This is a genomic window from uncultured Hymenobacter sp., assembly GCF_964242765.1.
Classification (GTDB): Bacteria; Bacteroidota; Bacteroidia; order Cytophagales; family Hymenobacteraceae; genus Hymenobacter.
Genome location: NZ_CAXTBM010000005.1, coordinates 95,526 through 115,041, shown reverse-complemented (window position 1 = coordinate 115,041; position 19,516 = coordinate 95,526). Strand labels below are relative to the sequence as shown.

Annotated in this window: 16 protein-coding genes; 8 read left to right on the top strand and 8 right to left on the bottom strand. The window is 56.8% G+C overall.

Features of this window, described 5'->3' with window-relative positions; genetic code table 11:
* Nucleotides 1-4: 4 nt before the first annotated feature.
* Nucleotides 5-274, bottom strand: a complete 270-nt coding sequence (locus ACFE7X_RS03550; protein WP_375434281.1) for a ferrous iron transport protein A — start codon at nucleotides 272-274, stop codon at nucleotides 5-7.
* A 205-nt stretch (nucleotides 275-479) separates the two neighbouring features.
* On the opposite strand from ACFE7X_RS03550, the gene ACFE7X_RS03545 reads away from it, so the two are divergent.
* Nucleotides 480-1,382, top strand: coding sequence for a carboxypeptidase-like regulatory domain-containing protein (locus ACFE7X_RS03545; RefSeq protein WP_375434280.1), 903 nt, complete (start codon nucleotides 480-482; stop codon nucleotides 1,380-1,382).
* A 160-nt stretch (nucleotides 1,383-1,542) separates the two neighbouring features.
* Here the strand turns inward: ACFE7X_RS03545 and ACFE7X_RS03540 are convergent, their stop codons facing one another.
* The 3 genes from ACFE7X_RS03540 to ACFE7X_RS03530 form a co-directional block, all read right to left on the bottom strand.
* Nucleotides 1,543-2,166, bottom strand: a complete 624-nt coding sequence (locus tag ACFE7X_RS03540; RefSeq protein WP_375434279.1) for an OmpA family protein — start codon at nucleotides 2,164-2,166, stop codon at nucleotides 1,543-1,545.
* A 169-nt stretch (nucleotides 2,167-2,335) separates the two neighbouring features.
* The gene (locus ACFE7X_RS03535) at nucleotides 2,336-3,730 is read right to left on the bottom strand and encodes an alpha/beta hydrolase family protein (RefSeq protein WP_375434278.1); all 1,395 of its coding nucleotides are present in this window, start codon (nucleotides 3,728-3,730) and stop codon (nucleotides 2,336-2,338) included.
* A 167-nt stretch (nucleotides 3,731-3,897) separates the two neighbouring features.
* Nucleotides 3,898-6,393, bottom strand: coding sequence for a bifunctional UDP-N-acetylmuramoyl-tripeptide:D-alanyl-D-alanine ligase/alanine racemase (locus ACFE7X_RS03530; protein ID WP_375434277.1), 2,496 nt, complete (start codon nucleotides 6,391-6,393; stop codon nucleotides 3,898-3,900).
* A 97-nt stretch (nucleotides 6,394-6,490) separates the two neighbouring features.
* Here ACFE7X_RS03530 and ACFE7X_RS03525 point away from each other — a divergent pair, with 97 nt between their 5' ends.
* The 3 genes from ACFE7X_RS03525 to ACFE7X_RS03515 all read left to right on the top strand — a co-directional run bounded on the left by ACFE7X_RS03525 (nucleotide 6,491) and on the right by ACFE7X_RS03515 (nucleotide 11,094).
* On the top strand, nucleotides 6,491-7,429 hold the full coding sequence (locus tag ACFE7X_RS03525) for an EamA family transporter (RefSeq protein WP_375434276.1): 939 nt from the start codon (nucleotides 6,491-6,493) through the stop codon (nucleotides 7,427-7,429).
* A 51-nt stretch (nucleotides 7,430-7,480) separates the two neighbouring features.
* Complete coding sequence (locus tag ACFE7X_RS03520; protein WP_375434275.1) at nucleotides 7,481-10,084, top strand: YfhO family protein; 2,604 nt, start codon at nucleotides 7,481-7,483, stop codon at nucleotides 10,082-10,084.
* Nucleotides 10,085-10,176: 92 nt separating this feature from the next.
* Nucleotides 10,177-11,094: a 1-aminocyclopropane-1-carboxylate deaminase/D-cysteine desulfhydrase gene (locus ACFE7X_RS03515; RefSeq protein WP_375434274.1), complete on the top strand. Its 918-nt coding sequence runs from the start codon at nucleotides 10,177-10,179 to the stop codon at nucleotides 11,092-11,094.
* A gap of 12 nt (nucleotides 11,095-11,106) precedes the next feature.
* On the opposite strand, the gene ACFE7X_RS03510 is transcribed toward ACFE7X_RS03515, so the two are convergent.
* Entirely contained in the window at nucleotides 11,107-12,297 is a 1,191-nt protein-coding gene (locus ACFE7X_RS03510; RefSeq protein ID WP_375434273.1) for a hypothetical protein, read from the bottom strand.
* Between the two features lie 180 nt (nucleotides 12,298-12,477).
* Between ACFE7X_RS03510 and ACFE7X_RS03505 the strand changes: the two genes are divergently transcribed.
* Both ACFE7X_RS03505 and ACFE7X_RS03500 read left to right on the top strand, forming a co-directional pair.
* Nucleotides 12,478-13,113 carry a DUF4230 domain-containing protein gene (locus ACFE7X_RS03505; protein WP_375434272.1) on the top strand — a complete coding sequence of 212 codons (636 nt, stop codon included), beginning with the start codon at nucleotides 12,478-12,480 and terminating at the stop codon, nucleotides 13,111-13,113.
* Between the two features lie 133 nt (nucleotides 13,114-13,246).
* Nucleotides 13,247-13,927, top strand: a complete 681-nt coding sequence (locus ACFE7X_RS03500; RefSeq protein ID WP_375434271.1) for a cysteine hydrolase — start codon at nucleotides 13,247-13,249, stop codon at nucleotides 13,925-13,927.
* On the opposite strand, the gene ACFE7X_RS03495 is transcribed toward ACFE7X_RS03500, so the two are convergent.
* Complete coding sequence (locus ACFE7X_RS03495) at nucleotides 13,924-14,430, bottom strand: regulatory protein RecX (protein ID WP_375434270.1); 507 nt, start codon at nucleotides 14,428-14,430, stop codon at nucleotides 13,924-13,926. The two genes, ACFE7X_RS03500 and ACFE7X_RS03495, sit on opposite strands and share 4 nt — an antisense overlap.
* A 125-nt stretch (nucleotides 14,431-14,555) precedes the next feature.
* On the opposite strand from ACFE7X_RS03495, the gene ACFE7X_RS03490 reads away from it, so the two are divergent.
* Both ACFE7X_RS03490 and ACFE7X_RS03485 read left to right on the top strand, forming a co-directional pair.
* A complete protein-coding gene (locus ACFE7X_RS03490) occupies nucleotides 14,556-15,452 on the top strand; it encodes a DMT family transporter (RefSeq protein ID WP_375434269.1) in 897 nt (298 codons plus the stop codon).
* A gap of 182 nt (nucleotides 15,453-15,634) precedes the next feature.
* On the top strand, nucleotides 15,635-18,268 hold the full coding sequence (locus ACFE7X_RS03485; RefSeq protein WP_375434268.1) for a DUF5686 family protein: 2,634 nt from the start codon (nucleotides 15,635-15,637) through the stop codon (nucleotides 18,266-18,268).
* Nucleotides 18,269-18,451: 183 nt separating this feature from the next.
* Here ACFE7X_RS03485 and ACFE7X_RS03480 read toward each other — a convergent pair whose 3' ends face one another.
* Together ACFE7X_RS03480 and ACFE7X_RS03475 are read right to left on the bottom strand one after the other, a co-directional pair.
* Nucleotides 18,452-18,733: a DUF4834 family protein gene (locus ACFE7X_RS03480; RefSeq protein WP_375434267.1), complete on the bottom strand. Its 282-nt coding sequence runs from the start codon at nucleotides 18,731-18,733 to the stop codon at nucleotides 18,452-18,454.
* Entirely contained in the window at nucleotides 18,733-19,506 is a 774-nt protein-coding gene (locus tag ACFE7X_RS03475; protein WP_375434266.1) for an FkbM family methyltransferase, read from the bottom strand. The genes ACFE7X_RS03480 and ACFE7X_RS03475 overlap by 1 nt, the downstream gene beginning before the upstream one ends.
* Nucleotides 19,507-19,516: the final 10 nt, after the last annotated feature.

The window sequence follows — 19,516 nt, the reverse complement described above, 5'->3', positions numbered from 1 at the left end:
GCAATTACTCTTTCAAAAGTATAGTAGCTGCTTCACTCACCCGCAGTGATAGGGTGTAATCGGCCGCTTCACCTACCACTAATGTAATAGGGCAGCCCAAGGGCGCCCGACTATTAAGCCGTACCCGCGTGCCTGGGATGCACCCCATTTCCAAGAGCTTGAGCGCCATTTCTGGATCCTTCAAGCAGCAAATGATGCCACTCTCACCTAAACGTAAATCCTTCACGCTCCGGGGAGCGGCAACAGTTTGGGCGGAGGCAGAACGAGCAAACACAGCGGCAGAGTTATTTAGATTTACTTTAAACAAAGGTACAACCCATTTAGGTTTCGCCAAAGCGAATGCAGCAACTAGAATTGAACAGGCTTAGCCTTATAAATATTCCCTTTCATAATTGCATTTTTATAAATATTTTAAGAAATAGCGCCGAAAATCGGCATTATCATTTTACTTTTGGGATATAACACTAGCCTGATAACATATGCTCCAACGCGTACTTGCTTTCGTCACCTTTCTTTTGCTGCTACCAGCACTGGGCATAGCCCAGGAGAATCGTCTGTCCGGTCGCATTGTCGACCAAAAGACGAAAGAGCCCATTCCTTTTGCCTCTATCGGCTTGAAAGAGGAACAGACCGGTGCTCTCACCAACGAGTATGGCTTTTTTCAGATGGCAATGCCAGAAAAAAATGCGCAAGACTCCCTTATTGTATTAGCCTTGGGTTACAAGCGCATGGCCGTGCTTGTGAAGCGTGGCAATGCTAATCTTGCTGATCTTATCATCGAAGTGCCAAAGCGCGTTGTTGAATTGGCTAACGTAACGGTGAAAGGCGGCAAAATTAAAGACCTATCCCTTGGCTCGAAAGCAGCTGCACCAGGTGAGGGTATGATTCAGGGCATGCCAGGTAGCCAGTATGCTTTCTTCGTAAAAAACGATAAAAACAAAAAGCTCGGCAACGTGCGCTCGGTTTCGTTCTATATCGGAGAAAATGGCTTCCCACGCGAACCTTTCAGAGTACGTCTTTACAAGGCTGATGGCAACTACAACTCGACTAATACCGATATTCTCACTGAGAATGTGGTAGTTTCTGCTCCTAAGGGCGGCGAGTGGTACACTATCGACCTAACGCCTTACAACATTGAAGCGCCTACCGAAGGGTTCTTCGTGGCCATGGAATGGATTGTAAGCGGCGACAAGTTTTACACCACCAACTTTATGGATACCTATACGCCTTACGGTCAGATCATGCGTCCTACTTTCGAATTCAAGGAAAGTCGGACCTGGAGCTATACTATGGGCAAAGGCTGGAGCCTGCTCACCCTGGCTAGCAACGGCCAGCGTTACAACGCCATGATCAAAGCTGAAGTAGACCAAATCAAGGACTAATCTTGAATTTCGGGTTGTTTGATTTCAGTTCTCTAGCTGCCTACTACCAAGTGTAAAAAAACGAGAGGGCCAACTTCCTAAGGAAGTTGGCCCTCTCGTTTAACATAGGCTCCTGACGGATTTAACATGCTAGAGGCTACCGAACTAGAAATCTAGTTGATTACTGCTTGATCACAGCAATTTCAACACGACGGTTCTGCTGGCGTCCTTCGGGAGTGGCATTGCTAGCAATAGGAGCCGCCTCCCCCATGGGTTCTATGCTGATACGGTCGGCGCTGATGCTGGCGTTGGAAGCAAGCCAATTTTTTACGGCTTCCGCACGTTGAGCGCTCAACTCTTTGTTGTAATTCTTGTCGCCACGCGAGTCGGCGAAGCCCATGACGCGTACTTGGCTTTTGCCGTAACGGCGTCCGATTGAGCCACCTATTTCAGAAAGAGCACGCGTGGCAGTAGGCTTAATCGTGGCCTTGTCGGTATCGAACAGAACAGTCTCCTCCAGGCCGTACACGCTATACTTGTCGTCGCCACGCACCGAGATTTCGGGTAGGTCGATTTCTTCGTATTTCACGTCCGCTAATTTAGCTTTGGTCATATCCCAGGCAGCATCCACAGAATTGGCAGCACCAGCAGCGGCACCAGCTACTGAAGCTCCTTCACGATATACCACCGCCGTGTCGCTGGTAGCTTCTTGCGGCTCGTCTTTTTCTTGAGGCTTTTTTAAGTCGTTACAAGACGAAGCGAGTAAGGCCGTCAGGGCGAAAGCGGAGAGAAATGTCTTTTTCATAACAAAAGGTGTTTATTAGGGTAAGTGGGAAAAGGAGGATTTTGAAGCGCTTACGCAGCCAAGCACTAGAGGTTGGCTATATAGAGCGCAAACGAGAACCGGGCCGAGCATACGCATTATGCTGCGTACACCCGGCCCGGCCTATCAATTAGAGTTGACTACAAGGAGGTTATTTCCCTTGTGCTCGGACAGCAATCCAGCTTCGAATGAGTTCCAAAGCCGCCGCCGAAAACGTTTCCCGTGGTTGGCCGTTGACTAGTGCCCACTCCGCAGGATCTCCTTCAAATTGATGGTTTACGTCTGACAATTTCTTGCTGGTTACGTCTGGGTTATTACTTAGGGCTTTGGTCAGGGCACTCAGATTCGCATCGGCCGCCACGTTTTTATCAACGGCTCCATTGAGCAGCAACACGGGACACTTCACTTCGTTGAGGCGAGCGACAGGATTGAAGTCAAGAAAGTAGCGGTACCGAAACGAAGTCAGTTCAGTTGCGCGATTTTTCGCCGTGACAGTGTCTAAACTAGCATCATTTTGGCGCATCATCTTCACCAGTAATTCGCGAGCTTTTTTTGAATCAGGCGTCTGACGAATCACCTCCTGCATATCCTGCTGCTGCTTACTAAATGCAAATACCTCGGGTTCCTGGACACCAATGGCGCGAAGAAGTGCCTTCTGCTGTTGCAAAATGATAGTATTACCCGGTAGGCCATAAGCAGCCAAGGCTACGACAAAGGTAGGAGGCAACGGCTGGGCAGCAGCCAGCAACGCCACGTTACCGCCTTCCCCATGCCCAATTAGTCCGATGCGCGTCACGTCGATTTCGGGGCGGGCCCGCAGAAAATTCATTCCCGCCTGCACGTCGGTGGCCAAGTCGGCAATAGTAGCACTGGTTAGGTCGCCGGCGGAAGCCCCTACGCCCCGGTCATCAAAGCGCAGTACCGCTATACCGCGGCGGGTCAGGTGGTCGGCCAAAGCTCCCATGGGCTGGTATTCGCCTACGGTAGCATTACGGTCGTGGGGACCCGTATCCGACACCAATACGACGGCTGGAAAGGGACCCGGGCCGGCCGGTACAGTTAGCATTCCACCAAGCCGCAAATTCACGGAGAGGTTTTTATACATCACTTCTTCTTCCCGATACGGCGGCGTAAGGCGAGCCTTGGGCGCGGTATCAATAGCGGGCGGAGCATAAGTGAGAGTCAGCGAGGATTCGAAACCAGGTTGGCGCCAAGTGCCTGCTACGTGCTTGCCGTCGGATGCTATGCGGCCCGTGAAACGGCTGCCAGCTTCTTCGGCCGCGAAGACCACAGTGTCGCCGCGAACTTCCACCTGCACAGCCATGCGGCTAACACGCTGCATGGGCACATCCAAGGTGGCAAAGTATGAGCCACCGGTGAGACTAACGAGCCGAAAAATTACCTCTAACTGCCCGCCAGGCATCTTTAGTGGGCCTTTCCATAAGCCGTCAAGAGTTGGAGCAGCTACGGTTGCTGATGCGCTTACAGTCCATAGCAGCAGCGGCAACCACAAGCGCAACAGGCACATTTGAACGAACTTTTTCATAAAGACGGAGTAGTGGAATACAACCATAGAATCTAGAAAAGATGAAAAATAAGGTTAATCTTTCTTTTAGGATAAACACTCACTCTCACGCAAGATATATAGATCCTGTCGTTCTCCGCCTACTATTTTTCTAAAAGTACTATTGTAGCTATTTTTTGCTTCTCTTGTTATTCTGCAAAAAACACTCGCTTTACTCGTTCACTTACATTGGTTAGCAACTCATAAGGGATGGTACCAATGCGGCCAGCTAGTTCCGACAATGGCAATTGTGGGCCAAAGATTTCGGCTGTGTCACCGGCTTGCGCGGCGGCAATGCGGGTCACGTCAGCCATGCACATATCCATGCACACATTGCCGATAATGGGTGCCCGCTGCCCCCGCACTACCACTTCGCCCGTGCCGTTGCCGAAGCGCCGGTCATAGCCATCGGCGTAGCCAATAGCCAGGGTGGCAATGCGCCGCTCGTAGTCAACTGCCCGGCCGCGACGGCCGTAGCCAACGGTTTCGCCGGGCGGCAGCGTTTTCACTTGCGAAATGGTGGTTCGGAGGGTGCTTACGGGCTGCAAAGCGTTCTGCTCGCGGCTGGTGGCTTCCACGCCGTAGAGGCCGATACCCAGGCGCACCATATCGAGTTGAGCTTCGGGGAACCGCAGAATACCGGCCGAATTGAGAGCGTGCTTGAGGATGGGGTAGCCGAGAGTCTGTTCTAGCTGCGGCGTCATGCGCTGAAAAGCAGCTAACTGCTGCTGAGAAAAGTTGTTGTGCTGCTCTTCATCGGCGCCGGCGAGATGCGTGAGGGCGCTGGCGACGCGCAGGTGGGTTGCATTTTCGCGCAGCAGGTTGCAGAGTTCCGGTAAGTCGGATTCGGCGAAGCCCAAGCGGCGCATACCGGTGTCGAGCTTGAGGTGAATGGCGGGTAGTGGCTGCTGCCGCACGGCAGCGAGGTAGTCGTGGAGCCGCTCGAAGGAATAGATTTCAGGCTCTAAATGGTACTGGCGCAACATCTGGAAGGCGTCCGGCGAGGGATTCATCACCATGACCGGCAAACTGATACCGTTTTGGCGCAGATCTACGCCCTCGTCGGTGTAGGCCACGGCGAGGTAGTCGGCGCGGTGGAACTGGAGCAGGTTGGCTACCTCGTAGGAGCCGCTGCCGTAAGCAAAGGCCTTCACCATCACCATGAGCTTAGTACCCGGCTGGATGCGGCTGCGGTAGAAGTTCAGGTTGTGAACCAGGGCTTCCAAATTCACTTCTAGCACGGTGCCGTGGATTTTCTGCTGAAAGGCTGATACAATTCGCTCGAACCCAAAACGGCGCGCGCCTTTCACTAGGATGGTTTCCTGCCGAAATAATTCGGGTTGAAACTGCCGCAGGAAATCGTCGGTGGTATCGTAGAAGGTGGCTTGTACGGCCTCGAAAGCCGCTTGGTGCTGTTGAATTTCGAGCCCCACTCCTACTAGTCGCTCCACGCCGTGCGTGGCTAGCTGCGCTGCTACGCGGGCGTAGAGGTCGGCGCCGGCGAGGCCCGATTCGAGCACGTCGCTCAGGATAAGGGTGCGGCGGCCGCGCCGGGGCTGGCGGGCTAGGGCATCGAGGGCGAAGTTGAGGCCCGCTAGATCGTTGTTGTAAGTGTCGTCGAGGACGTAGCAGTCGTTGAGGGCCTGCTTCATCTCCAGGCGCATGGCCACGGGGTGGAGCCGGTCGAGGCGGTGCTGGATTTCGGCGGCGGGCACTTGCTGCCACAGCAATACCGACAGGGCGTGCAGCGCGTTTTCCACCGAGGGCTCGTCGGCGAATGGCAGCGTGAACGTGTGCTCCTGGGGCAGCGGACGGGTTAGGTTCACGCGCACTACGGTCCGGTCGGCGGAGGCTTCGGCAACCGTTACGGCTATGTGCGCCAAGTGCGGCTGCTGGCGGCTCCAGGTGAAGGTGCGGTGCTCGGGCAAATGGCGCTGCACGGCCCCGTGAATCAGCTCGTGGTCGAGGCAGTAGAACAGGGTATCCACTTCCAGGAACAGCTGCATCTTCTCCTCGACTTTCTCTGCGTGGTTGGCGAAGCCAGCATCGTGGGCGGTACCGATATTGGTGAACAACCCCAAGGTTGGCTGGATCACGCGGGCCAGACGAGCCATTTCGCCCCGCTCGGAAATGCCCGCTTCAAAGATGCCAAGCGTGTGCGTGGCGTTCAGTTCCCATACGCTCAGCGGTACGCCCACCTGTGAGTTGTAGGAGCGCGGACTCTTGCAAATCAGCTCATCAGGCGCCAGCAATTGCGCCAGCCATTCCTTTACAATGGTTTTGCCGTTGGAGCCCGTGATGCCAATGACGGGCAGGCGGAAGCGGCGCCGATGCTCAGCGGCTATGGTTTGGAGCGCTGCCAACGCATCTTCGACCAGCAAAAAGCCTGCTTCCGGATACGCCGCCAAACCGCCCGGAATTTCTTCCTGGCGGTCCACTACAAACAACCGCACTCCGCGCTGATACAATTCAGGCAGATACTGGTGGCCATTGTGCTGGGGGCCGCGCAACGCGAAAAACAAGCTGCCCGCGGCTTGCCCCACGCGGCGGCTATCGAGTAGTAGCCGGTGCAAGGGCGCGGGGCCGGCGGGAATGGAAAGCAGGGCGCCGCGGGTAAGGGCGGGCAGGTCGGCAAAGTCGAGCATGGTGCGGCAAAGGTAAAGTAGAACGAAGAGTCGGGCGAGGCGTGGGCTTCGCGGGAAGGCCCGTACCTTTGCGGCTTGTTCTTATTTCGACCTTCGCTTGAAACTTTCTCGTCACCACCTGGCCGCGCTGGCGGCTTTCCTTGTCTGGGGCTTTTTCCCGATTCCGCTGCGGAAGCTGGCTGGCTATGCCAGCGGCCAGATTCTGTTTTTCCGCATCTTATTGTCTTTGCTTTTGCTGCTCCTGATTCACGGTCTGGGTCGGCGGGCGGCAGTGCACGGCGTGGTGCGACAGTGGCTAACCGCCGCTACCGCAGAGCGGCGGCGCGTGGTTACTAGCACGGTGGTAGGCGGCTTGCTGCTGACGGCTAACTGGCTGCTGTTCATTTATGTAGTCAATCAAGTGAGTGTGCAGGCCGGCTCGTTTGCTTACCTGATCTGCCCCATCCTGACGGCGCTGCTGGGCTTCGCCTTGCTGGGCGAAAAGCTGCGCCCCAACCAGTGGGCGGCCATTGGTTTGAGCGCCGTGAGCTGCGCGCTGCTGGGGGTGGGCGAACTGCGCACGCTGCTGATGAGCTTGGTGGTAGCCTTCACCTACGCTTTCTACCTTATCACTCAGCGCCGCTTGCAGGGCTACGACCGACTGGTACTGCTTATGGTGCAGCTGGGACTGGCTGCTTTGGTGGTGCTGCCCCTGGCCTCGCTGCTGGGCGCCAAGCCCCTAGCCGGCTTCGCCGATGCGCATTTGCTGCTGTACGTGGCCATTCTGAGCGTGGGATTCACGGTGTTGCCGTTGTTTTTGAACTTGTATGCCCTCAATGCTTTGCCCTCCGGCACCGTCGGAATTTTGATGTACGTGAATCCGATTGTGAGCTTTGCGCTGGCCTTCCTGTACTTCGGCGAGGAAGCTACGCTCACGCAGGCCGTAGCCTACGGTGTGATTTTATTGTCGGTGGCACTCTACAACCTGAATTATACGTTTGGCAAAGTCCCTGGCTCTCTCGTGTCTTCGGCCCAACCGCAGGAAGCTAGGGGGTAAGGTGTATCGTTGTTACCTTCGGGCGCTTTTAGATTTCCTAATCTCCTGCTAATGACTACCGTTTCTTCTGCACCAACGGCCGTTGTGCCGGTTGCCGCGCCGCTGTGGCAGCGGGCACTGCCCCATCTGCTGGCCGTGCTGATTTTTATGGGGCTGGCTGTGCTCTACTTCTCGCCCATCGTTTTTGAAGGCAAAACGCTAAGCCAGCACGACATCGTGCAGTTCAACGGGGGGGCGCATGAATTGCAACTAGCACGGGCAGCCGGCAGGGAAGTGCTCTGGACCAACTCCATGTTTTCGGGGATGCCCACCTACCTCATCAGCACCCGTTTCCCCGGCGACTTAAGCAACTATTTGCACACCATCTTCACGCTGGGTATGCCGGCGGTGGTGGCCAACCTGTTTCTGGTGCTGCTGTGCGGCTATATCTTGTTTGTGGCGCTGGGTCTCTCCCCAATTGTGAGCGGCGTGGGCGCCGTGGCGCTGGGCTTCACGAGCTACAACATTGTTATTCTGGCCGCCGGCCATAACACCAAGAGTTTGGCGCTGGCGTATGCCCCACTGGTGCTAGCGGGTTTGTTGGTAGCCTTTCGGCGCAATAAGTGGTTAGGTACGGCCTTGTTTGCCCTGGGTTTGGCCATGAACGTGCGCTCCAATCACCTGCAAATCACTTACTACCTACTGCTGCTGGTGTTGGTATTTGGGGTAGTGGAATTAGTTTTCGCGCTGCGCGAGAAGCGTTTAGTTGACTTCCTTACTCGCTCGGTGCTGCTGGGCGTGGCGGCCCTACTGGCCGTGGGGGTGAGCTTCGGCCGCCTCTATACCACCGCCGAATACGGCAAATACAGCATTCGGGGCCGCTCGGAGTTGAAAAGCCCGGCACCCGCTGCGCCCGGCGAGCAGGCTGCACCAGCCGGCGACGATGGTACCGGCGGCTCGGGCCTCGACCGAGACTATGCCTTCGGGTGGAGCTACGGCGTGGGTGAATCCATCACCCTCCTGATTCCTAATTATTACGGGGGCGCCTCGCAAGGCAAGCTGAGCGACAACTCGGCTACCGGCAAAGCCCTGAGTGGCCTCGGGGTACCGCCCGTGCAGCTCAGTGATTATCTGGCCAATATGCCTACCTATTGGGGGGCGCAGCCCAGCACGAGCGGCCCCGTATATGTGGGCGCCGTTGTGTGTTTCTTGTTTGTGCTGGGCCTTTTTGTGGTGGACAAGCGGACCCGCGTTTGGTTGCTGGCGGGCACCATTGTGTCGTTGCTGTTGGCTTGGGGCAAAAACTTCGAAACCTTCAACAACTTGATGTTCGACTACTTCCCCGGCTACAACAAGTTTCGCTCGGTGAGTATGGCCCTCGTAATTGCGCAGCTGGCTATGCCGCTGCTGGCCGTGCTGGCGCTGGGCCGCGTGCTGCGGAGCCGCGTAGCTAGCAAGCCGATAGCGGGCGGCAGTACTCACCCAAGCTTGGCGGCTCTCACCGCCAAAACCGCCGATGCTCCCGAAACCGCCTACCTCAAGCGCAAGGTGCTTTTGGCCGTTGGTATCACGGTGGGCGTCTGCGTACTGGCTTTCCTGGCTGGGTTAGGAGCTGATTTCGCTTCCCCGATTGATGCGCAGCTTCAGCAGCAGGGCTTTCCACTCGATGCCTTGCGCCAAGACCGCGCTTCGCTCATGCGTACCGATGTGCTGCGCTCCATTGTATTCATTTCACTAGCAGCCGGTACGCTGTGGTTCTACTTGCAGCGGAAACTTTCGGCGGGAGCAGCAGCGGCCTTGATGGGCTTATTTACGCTCGTGGATTTGTGGGCCGTGGACAAGCGTTACCTCAACGAAGCGAACTTCCAGACCGAAACCGTCGCGCAGCAGTTCGTGCCTTCCGCCGCCGACCAGCAGATTTTGCAAGACAAAGACCTCAGCTATCGAGTGTTGAATTTGGCTAATCCGTTCAACGAGGCGCAGACTTCCTACTTCCACAAAAGCATTGGGGGCTACCACGGGGCCAAGCTGCGCCGCTACCAGGAGCTGATTGAGCGGCAGATTTCGCGCAACAACACGCAGGTGCTCAACATGCTGAACACGCGCTACATCATTCAGCCCGCGCAGCCTGCTAGCCAGGCAGGGCAGCCCGGCCAGCCCGAGCAGGCGCAGCGCAATCCTGGCGCGCTAGGCAATGCGTGGTTTGTGAACGAAATACAGAAAGTGCAGAACGCCGACCAGGAAATCAATGCCCTGACCGACCTCAATGCAGCTACCACGGCGGTAGTAGATGCCTCGAAGTTTCCGCTAACTAAAACCAGCTACAACGCGCCCGGCTCTACCATTGCCCTCACCAAGTACGAGCCCGACGCCCTGACGTACCGCGCCACCGCCACGGCCGATGCCTTCGTGGTGTTTTCGGAAATCTATTACGCCGACGGGTGGAACGCCTACCTCGACGGCAAAAAGGTACCGTACGTACGCGCCAACTACGTGCTGCGCGCCCTGCCGCTGCCGGCCGGCACGCATACTATTGAGTTCAAGTTCGAGCCCACCGAATACGCCATTGGCAACACGGTATCTTTGGTGTCATCGGTGCTGCTGATTCTGGGGCTGGTGGGAGCAGTGGTATACGCTCTACGGCAGAAATCGGCTTTAACGGAGAGTGCCTTTTAGCCCGCAGAGGGCGCAGAAGTTGCGCAGAGGACACAAAACGTTCTGCGTCTGCGCAACTTCTGCGCCCTCTGCGGGCTAAAATACGCCTGCCCATGATTCTTCAACCGCTAGAAACCGCCGAAGCCGCCCGCCGAAACATTCGGCTGCTGCTGCTGCGCGACGACCTGGCCCATCCGGAGCTTCCCGGCAACAAGTGGCGCAAGTTGAAATACAACCTAGCCGAAGCCCAACAGCAAGGTTATGATACGCTGCTGACTTTTGGCGGCGCTTTTTCCAACCACATTGCCGCCGTGGCCACGGCTGGCCGGTTGCAGAACCTACGCACCATCGGCGTTATCCGCGGGGAGGAAACGGCCCAGCTCAATCCCACGCTAGCCCGCGCCGCTGCCGACGGCATGCACCTGCGCTACCTCGACCGTAGCACCTACCGCCGCAAGCAGGAATCAACGTTTCTGGCCGAACTCCTGCGCGAAACCGGCCCCGCGTACGTCATACCTGAGGGCGGCTCCAACGCCTTGGCCTTGCCGGGCTGCGCTGAACTGGTAACAGAACTGACTGCGGAAGTTGACTTCGATTACCTCTGCGTAGCCTGCGGAACCGGGGGCACCCTGGCCGGCTTGCTCACGCGCTTGGACCAGCGCCAAGCAGTGGGAATATCGGCGTTGAAAGGCGGTGAGTTTCTGCGGCCGGCTATCGATGAACTAACGCAGACTGCCACTGGCCGCACTTACCACAACTACGAGTTGCGCACCGAGTACCATTTTGGCGGGTACGCGCATTTCTCGGCGGAACTGCTGCGCTTCATCGAAGATTTCGAAGCCCGCCACGGGGTACTCCTCGACCCTATCTATACGGGCAAATTACTGTGCGGCGTCCTAGATTTGCTGCGGCTAGGCTACTTCAAGGCAGGTTCTACCGTGGTAGTCGTGCACACCGGCGGCTTACAAGGCTGGGCTGGTTTCAAGCAGCGGTTTGAAAGTCGGAGCAGTTGGTGGCCCAATGGAATTTAGGCACTGCCAGCATTAAAACCTCACTGGCTCTACTAGCTTTTGCTCCAACCGACGCAGCAAGGGTTGGGCTCCTAACGCAGCCAGCAGAAACCAGTGAGATAGTACCGGCGCAGAAAACCGAACATCCCAGTCCTCCACTGTTAGCATCACCACTGCCGCTTGCAGCAAAATTACGCTGGCGGCATACACCCGCACGGGCTGAGCTACTGCTTGACGAGTTGAGCCTCGCACCGCCAACCAGTAGAGAAGCGGCAGCGTGAGTGCCAGCAGCACGCAATGCAGGGCAGAGTTATAAGGCTTTGGGAAACCCATAAAATAGGCGAGTTTCAAGCTAGCCAACTGCGCGAAATACTGCGGGTTGTGCCAAACGAAAAAGCCCAAGCGCCAAAGTGGCGGCGCAGCAGGATCGGGCAACCAAAGTGAAGCGGCCGGATGCAGATTCGCCCCAGGATAACCATAGATGATGATACCCTGCTCGTAGGTTTCAATCAACGTAAACGTGCGCAGCAGCCCATTGAGCCCCACCCACGCTACTGGCAGAAAAGCTAGGCAGGACAGTAACAACAGCACGTTTCGCCAGCGTGGCTTCTGTTCGCGCAGCCAGACCAGCGCGGCTAGCCCTGCGGCGCCTACGGCCACAAAACCATTAGGACGGATGGTAGCCGTAGCCGTCAGCATTGCCAACGCCAGCGCGGCTCCGCCCACCGTTCGCACCCTTGCTACCAGCCACAACGACAACACCAGCAGACTGGTAAACAACGACTCGGTCAGCAAGAAAACATTGAAATGCTGAATATCCGTCCAGCCAATAAACAGCAACGCCGCCAGCGCAGCCGTAGCCCAATCACCGCCGCTTAGCCGCCACGCGGTACTATACAGAGCCCGCGCCGCCAGCCCCGACAGTGCCATTTGCGCAAGGGCAATGCCCAATTGGCCTAACTTCAGCTTCAGCAACACACTCAAAAACAGCGGGTAGCCCGCGTACCGTAAATAATGCCCCTCGGCAAAAGTACCGGTAGCAGCCAGTTGCTCGGCGTATTTCAAATACTGCTTGCTGTCGGTGGTGAGTTGTAAGCCTTGGTGACTATGCCAGCACCAGAGTTGCACCACCAGCCACAGTCCCGCCAGCAACCCGCCGTGCCAGCGCCGCAGCCAGAGCCAAGCAGCGTATCGAGGAAAAGCAGAAGGTTGAGCGTGCGGCATAGAAAACGGAGGCCAGCAAAGCTACAGCAGTGTAACGGAAGCAAGAACAACAGACCAACTGCCGTTAGTGGTATTGTGAGGTTTAGAACTCAACGCCCTCTGCGGAAACCACCACCTGCTGACATTCAAGCAAAACTTCCGGTATTGCCGTAGTGTAGAGTTTTCCACCCTGATTTTACTATGTCATTTTCCCTTTTGCTGCGCCGTTTGCTGCCGCTTTTGTTTTTAGGAGGCCTCGGCTGGTTTCTATGGACGAAAGTCCGCCCGACGCTGAATACCCTTGAGAACCCGCTAAACTCGGCGCCGCGCATCACTGTCACGCACAACACCGTGCTGGAAAAAGTGGAAAGCTTGGGCCGCTTGGAGTTGGTACGCTACCGGTTCAAAGATGTGGTCGAATACAAGAAAAGTACCTACCGTTTTCTCCCCGATGCCAAAGTGGCTCTCATCGTGGCCGGCGACGCCATTGGCTGCCTGGATCTGCGCAAGGTGCGCGCGCAGGATGTGGTGTTTGAAGGCGACTCGGTGGTGCGCGTAGCCCTGCCACCGGCCGAGCTGTGCTCCTGGCAAATCGACCATGGTGCTAGCCGGGTGTACAGCGTGGAAAACGGCTTTTTGCAGGATGCCGAACTAGTTGATGCCGGTTACAAATATGCTGAAACGAACGTGCGCCGCGCCGCGCTGCAATCGGGTATTCTAACCCAAACCGAGCTAAACGCCCAACAAATCCTTAGGCCCATGCTCGAAACCATGACTGGCCGCCGCGTAGTGCTGACCCGCCAAACCGCCGCCCCGCCGCTACCGCCGCGGCAGTAGGTAAGCAATGGCGCAAAATGCTACCTTAGTACTAACGCGCTAAGTATCAGGGACAAGAAGAGTCATTGCAACTTCTGCCCTTTCCTTAAGAACCAGCGTGTTTTCTTGCTCTCAACCTCCTTTCCGCACGATTATGCAGCACGCCTTCGGCCTCGACATTCCCCGTACCTTGGAAGAAGTGTGCGACCCGCACCGCATGGCGCTTGTGGTCTACGACATGCAAATCGGCATCTTGCGCCAAATCAAGAACAGCCAGGAAATTACGGCACGGGTGCTGCAAGTCGTGGAAGCGGCCCGGCGGGCGGGTATCCGGGTGATTTTTATGCGCCACATGTCGGTGCCCAAAGAACTGATGGGAGTGGCGCAACTACGCATGGCCATGGCCTGGCAACGCGTTAATTCTGTGGACGATATCAACCCGTGGTTTCTGCCCGACAACCCTGGTTTTCAGCTAACGCCAGAGTTGCAACCCTTACCAAGCGAGGCAGTTTTCGACAAGATTACTATGTCGGCCTTCGAGGGCACCCCGCTCAATATCGTGCTGCGCGACTGTGGCATCAACGCGTTTGCCATTGTGGGCGTGGCCACCGAAATAGGCATCGACCCCACCGTGCGCCACGCCTCCGACCTGGGCTACATCCCCGTGATAGTGACTGACGCCTGTGGGGCGGGCCACGCCGAGGCCGCCCGCCAATCCATTGCCAACCTTGAATTTGCCGGCGACGCGCTGTTCACCGACGTAGCAGGTATTTGCCGAGTGTTTGAAGCATTGGCAGCGGAGGAAACTACCACTGGACCAGGAATTAATCGTTAGTCTTCATCGTCTTCCGGGGCCTTGCCTAGATCATCCAGCGCCATTTTTATTAAATCCGATTCGTAGCCTTTGCCTGTGAGGTAAACCTGGATTTTCTGGCGCCGGATGCGGGGGTTACGCTCCTTTTCCTGCCGGTCCTTCTTCTCCAACACATCCAACAGGTTCTGGTAGTACTCGTCACCGTCAATTTCCTTGAGGCCCGACTTGATGCAGAATTCGGAAATGCCCTTTTGCTTCAGTTCCTGCGTGATGCGGCGGCGGCCCCACTTCTTGTTGCGGTAATGGCCGCGCACAAATGCCTGGGCGTATCGCTCTTCATCCAGCAGCTTTTCCCGGCTTAGCCGGATGATGATTTCCCCGGCTTCGTCCTCATCGAGGCCGTACTCGCGCAGCTTGCCTTCCACCTCCTTCTGGTTGCGCTCCTGATAGGCGCAGAAGGCGGCTATTTTATGGAGGGCTTCACCGGGCGTGTAGGTTTTTTTCTTTTTGTCGAACTGATTCATAAGGAAAGGTAACGCGGAATCCGAGCCGGAAGTGCGTTTTTCTGCGCCCTACGTCGCCTGCAATGGCTGAGCTGACCAGCAAACGCTTATGTTTGACGATTTCAGCGTTGTTGCGCACTTTATTTATGCCCCTGCTTACGCCTGGCGTCCGCTACATGCTACTGAGCACGATTTGTTTCGCGCTGCTAAACGTGTGCGTGAAAATGCTGCCGCACTTGCCGCCGCTGGAAATCATCTTTTTCCGGGCCGCACTGTCGCTACTGCTGAGCTACGGCGCGTTGCGCCAACAGCGAGTGTATGCGTGGGGGCAACCAGGCAATCGATTTTATCTGCTTTCGCGTGGCGCGGCTGGCGCCCTCGGCTTAGCCCTGTACTTCTACACGCTGCAAGCCATGCCCCTGGCCACTGCCGTGACGATACAATACTTGACCCCAATTTTCACGGCCATCCTAGGCATATTCCTTGTAAAAGAGCGCATAGGGCCTTGGCAATGGCTGTTTTTCCTGGTTTCCTTTGGGGGAGTGGTCGTGGTGAAGGGCGTGGATATGCGTGTTGCGCCGCTTTACCTCATCATGGGGGTATTGTCAGCCTTGTTTGGCGGACTGGCTTACAATGCCATTCGCAGAATGGGCGGGCGCGAGCATTCGTTGGTGGTGGTGCTGTATTCGCAGTTGGTAGTGCTACCTTTTTGCGCGCTCTACTGCCTGCTGCATTGGACTGCCCCGGCGGGCTGGCAGGATTGGGGCCTGCTGCTGCTCATCGGCATCCTTACCCAATTTTCGCAGGTCTATAAAACCAAAGCCTACCAAACCGGGTCTTTGGCTAGCATCAGCAACCTCGACTACCTAGGCTTGCTCTATGCCCTGGGGTTAGGCTTCACCTTCTTCGGCGAAACATTCAGCTTTCCCTCTTACTTAGGTATGGCCCTGGTACTACTAGGCGTGGCTCTTAATGCGGGATATTCAATTCGGCGACATCGGGTTAGCGCTCCGCAGCCCGCGGTAGAGGAACTAGCAAGCTGAACGAGGCCGGCGGCATCTCGAATAGCAGATCGTGGAACCACCACTCGATGATTGCTAGTTACCTCACCGGAAGCAGTGCGGGCAGCTAGTCCGTTAGGCTATACTTAAGTGTTTTTTCGGTGTCAGCCAACTCTTTAACTTTCTATTGTATCTATCTTGGCAACATCCGTTTTCGTTATCTAATGCCCCGCTACTTCCTTCTACTTGCTTTCTTAGCAACCACCATTGCGGCCTCGGCCGGCGTGGTGCGGGGCCGTGTGACAGATGTGCAAGGCGGCGCCGCCCTGGCCTTTGCCAATGTAGCCGTGCGTTCCACTACCACCAGCACCGCCACCAACGAGCAAGGCAATTATCAGCTACGCTTACCGGCTGGCCAGTACGAATTGGTTTTTCAATACGTCGGCTACAAGCCCCGCATCGAGCAGGTGCGCGTGGCCGGCGGCGACACGGCTACCGTGCTCGACATCACGCTAACCGCTGATACCTACAAGCTGCGTGAGGTAGTGGTGCGCGCCACCGACCGAGACCCGGCCTATGCCATCATTCAGCAGGCCCAGCAGTGGCGGCGCTACCACCGCCGGGAGGTGGCCGCGTTTCGCGCCCGCGCCTACATCAAAGCGCTGGCCCGCTTTCTGGAAGTACCCGGCAAAATCTTGGGTCTCGTGAAAGTCGGGCCTGACTTCAAACCCGGTATCTTTTATCTCTCGGAATCGGTGTCGGACATGACCTTCCGACAGCCCAACATAATACAGGAGCGCATGATTTCCTCGCGCGTCAGTGGCGACACCAAAGGCATCAGCTTCAACCGGGCCGGCCGCGGCGCCGGTCTTAATTTCTACGACAATGTGCTGAAAAGCGGCTTTTCGGAACGGGGCTTCGTGTCGCCGATTGCCGACGGGGCCATGCTTTTCTATAAATACGAGCTAGAAGGCACCTCGCAGCAGGGCGGCGTGACGGTACACAAGATCCGGGTGACGCCGCGCCGCCGCACCGACCCAGTGTTTTCCAGCGGCTACATCTACATCGTCGATGGCACGTGGCGCATTCACTCGGTGTCGCTCAACCTCGACAAAAACGCGCAGCTCGACTACGTGGAGAGCTTCCACATCGAGCAGTTGTTTGCGCCCGCGCCGGGCCCGTCGGATGTGTGGGTAATACAGTCGCAGAAGATTACGGTGGGCTTCACGGCTTTCGGGTTCAAGGGCAATGGCTACCTCACGGCCGTGCTGTCCAACTACAAGGTGACGCCCACCTACCCCAACCGCCCCGCTCCTACCGTTGCGCCACCGGTTGCCGCCAACGAGCCCGCCGAAGCCCCGGTTACGCGCGAAACGGCCGCCGATATTCGCAAGCAGAAGCCCAAGTTGGCAGGGCTCAACCGGGAGGTGCGCCGCCAAAGCAAGCAAGCGGAGCGCGACACGGCTGGCCTGAGCATCGGCAAGCTGAAGCGGGGCGAGGTGATGCTGGTGGAAAAAGGCGTGAACGAGCGGGATTCCAGCTACTGGGACAATATTCGGCCAATTCCCCTGACCGAGGAAGAGCAGAAAGACTACCAGGTGAAAGACAGCACCGAAGTGGTTCGCAACTCGCGCCCCTACCAGGATTCCTTGGACCGGGTGCGCAATAAGCTTCAGCCAACCTCGCTGCTGCTTGGCGGCTACAACTATTCCAACACGTTCCGCAAGCGGCAGTGGTACGTGGCGCCGGTGTTCAATATTCTGAACTACAACACCGTAGAAGGCACGGTTATCAACCCCGAATTCACGTACACCCAACGCACCGACGACCGGCGTTTCTACTCTATCACGCCGGCCCTGCGCTACGGCTTTAGCAACGAGCTGGTCAGCCCAAGTTTGTCGGCTACTTGGCAGTATGCGCCGGCCAAGCTAGCCCGGGTGAGCTTCCGGGCCGGCCGCTTCATCGAGAACTTCGACCCGCATACGCAGCTCACTCCCTTTATCAATAGCTACTACACGCTGTTCGAGAACCGCAACTACGCCAAGCTCTATCGTCGCGACGGAGCGCAAGTTGGCTACCAAACCGAAGTCACCAATGGCCTGACCCTGCAAAGCACGCTCAGCTACTACGACCGGCGCGAACTGGCCAACAGTACCATCGACCTGCTGGTAGACAAGCCGGGACGGGCCTTCACGCCCAACGAACCCGTAAACGAAGAGTCGCCTGCGGGCACCAATTTCGGCCGCAACCAGTCGTTGGCTTTCGAAATGGTGGCGTCCTTCCGCCCCGGCCAGCGCTACATCAGCCGCCCCGATGGCAAGTACAACCTTGGCTCGAAATCCCCAACCTTTGTAGGCATCTGGCGGCAAGGCATTGGGAGCGTGTTAGGTTCGGATACGCGCTACACGTTGCTTGAACTGGGCGTTCGGCAGACTATTGAAATGGGACTGTTGGGCACTAGCGCCTACAAAGTGGCGGCTGGCGGCTTCGTGGGCGCCCCCCGGCTATCGTTTATGGACTACCGCCATTTCAGTGGCAACCGCACGTATTTAGCCGCCGATTTCAGCCAGTTTCAGCTCCTCGATTATTACCGCTACAGCACCCGCCGCAACTTCTTGGAGGCGCATTACAATCACCATTTCAACGGCTTCTTCCTCAACAAAATCCCGCTGCTGCGCAAGCTAAAGTGGCAGGAAGTGGCTTCGCTGAATTACCTCACCACCCAGGAAGTCGGACATTATGTGGAAGTGGGCGTTGGCTTGGAGCACATTTTCAAAGTCGTTCGGCTAGACTTCTACACGGGTTTACAATCCGGCCGCCGCGTCGGCACGGGCCTGCGGGTAGGTATCGGGTTCTAGTAAAGCTCCCTTTGAGTTAGTATTCTGGCAGCCCGCCCGCTGTAGAAACGTCCTAATAATTGCGGAGAGTTTTCTAAAGAGGCAAGCCCTTGGCGTAATCATTCGTCAAGGGCTTGTTGCATTTTCAGGCTTTGCGCAGAGCAGGAAAGGATTGCTTCGTTCCTCGCAATGACAGTGGCTTACTTATTTCACTTCTTCGAAATCCACGTAGTCGCCGCCTTCGAAGCGCTTGGCAGCTTTGGCTTGTGGCTTCGGGGGCACGTAATCTACGCGCACTTGGTCGGCGCTGGCGGAGTGGTTGCGCGGAGGCTCAGCAGGTGCTTCAAACGGATTGGCGCCAAACTGCTGGCTGTAGCGACGCGTTTGCTTCTTAACGAATCCTACCACCAGCCAACGCATCAGCACTGGTACTACAAAGCGAAGAATCAGGGAAACAACGAAGAAAATTAGCAGGAACTTTACCATCAGAAAGCCGCTCCGGCGGCTGGGTTGAGGGGTTGAAAGTAAAAATCAGCGGTGACGGCGCTTTGCAACTGCGCCTGGGTGCAGGGTACAAGTTCAGAACGCTCGGAAAGCATAAATGGTTTGTAGCCAAGACCGGCCAGCAAGCTTACCACCGCCTGCCGGTTTTCCAGCCCGTTCAATTCGGTTTGGATGAGGGGTTGAAAACGGCGCAGCGTGGCCTGCATATGCCGGAATACCTCGAACTCGAATCCTTCCACGTCGCACTTCACAAAGTCGAGGCGGGGCAGATGGGCCAGTAGGTCGTCGGGGATGCGCATGGGCACGTCGTAGGTGCGGGCATAGTGCTCGTTGGGGTTGCTGGCGGCTATTTTGGTCATGCCGTGGTGGAGCAGGCCGTCGCGCTCGGGCGTACCCATTTGCACGGTAGTGTTCTGGCCGCCGAGGGCGTAGGGCAGCAGCGTGAGATTGCGAATGCTGCTGCGCGTGACGTTGTCTTGCCAGATAGCCTGAAAAGTGGGAATCGGCTCCACGGCCAGCACTTGCCCTTCCGGCCCCGCCAGCCGCGACAGCGCCACCGAGTAGTAGCCGAGGTTGGCCCCAATGTCGAGGCACACAAAACCGGGCTTAATAATCTTTTCCAGAAAAAATAGCTCCGGATACTGCCGCTTGCCCCACCCCGCGCCTACCAACCGCAAATACACGTCGCTCACCAAACGAATGTACCGTTCGAAGCCAAGCGTCTGGACCAGGAGTTTGCGGAGTTGTTTCACCATGATGGCCGCA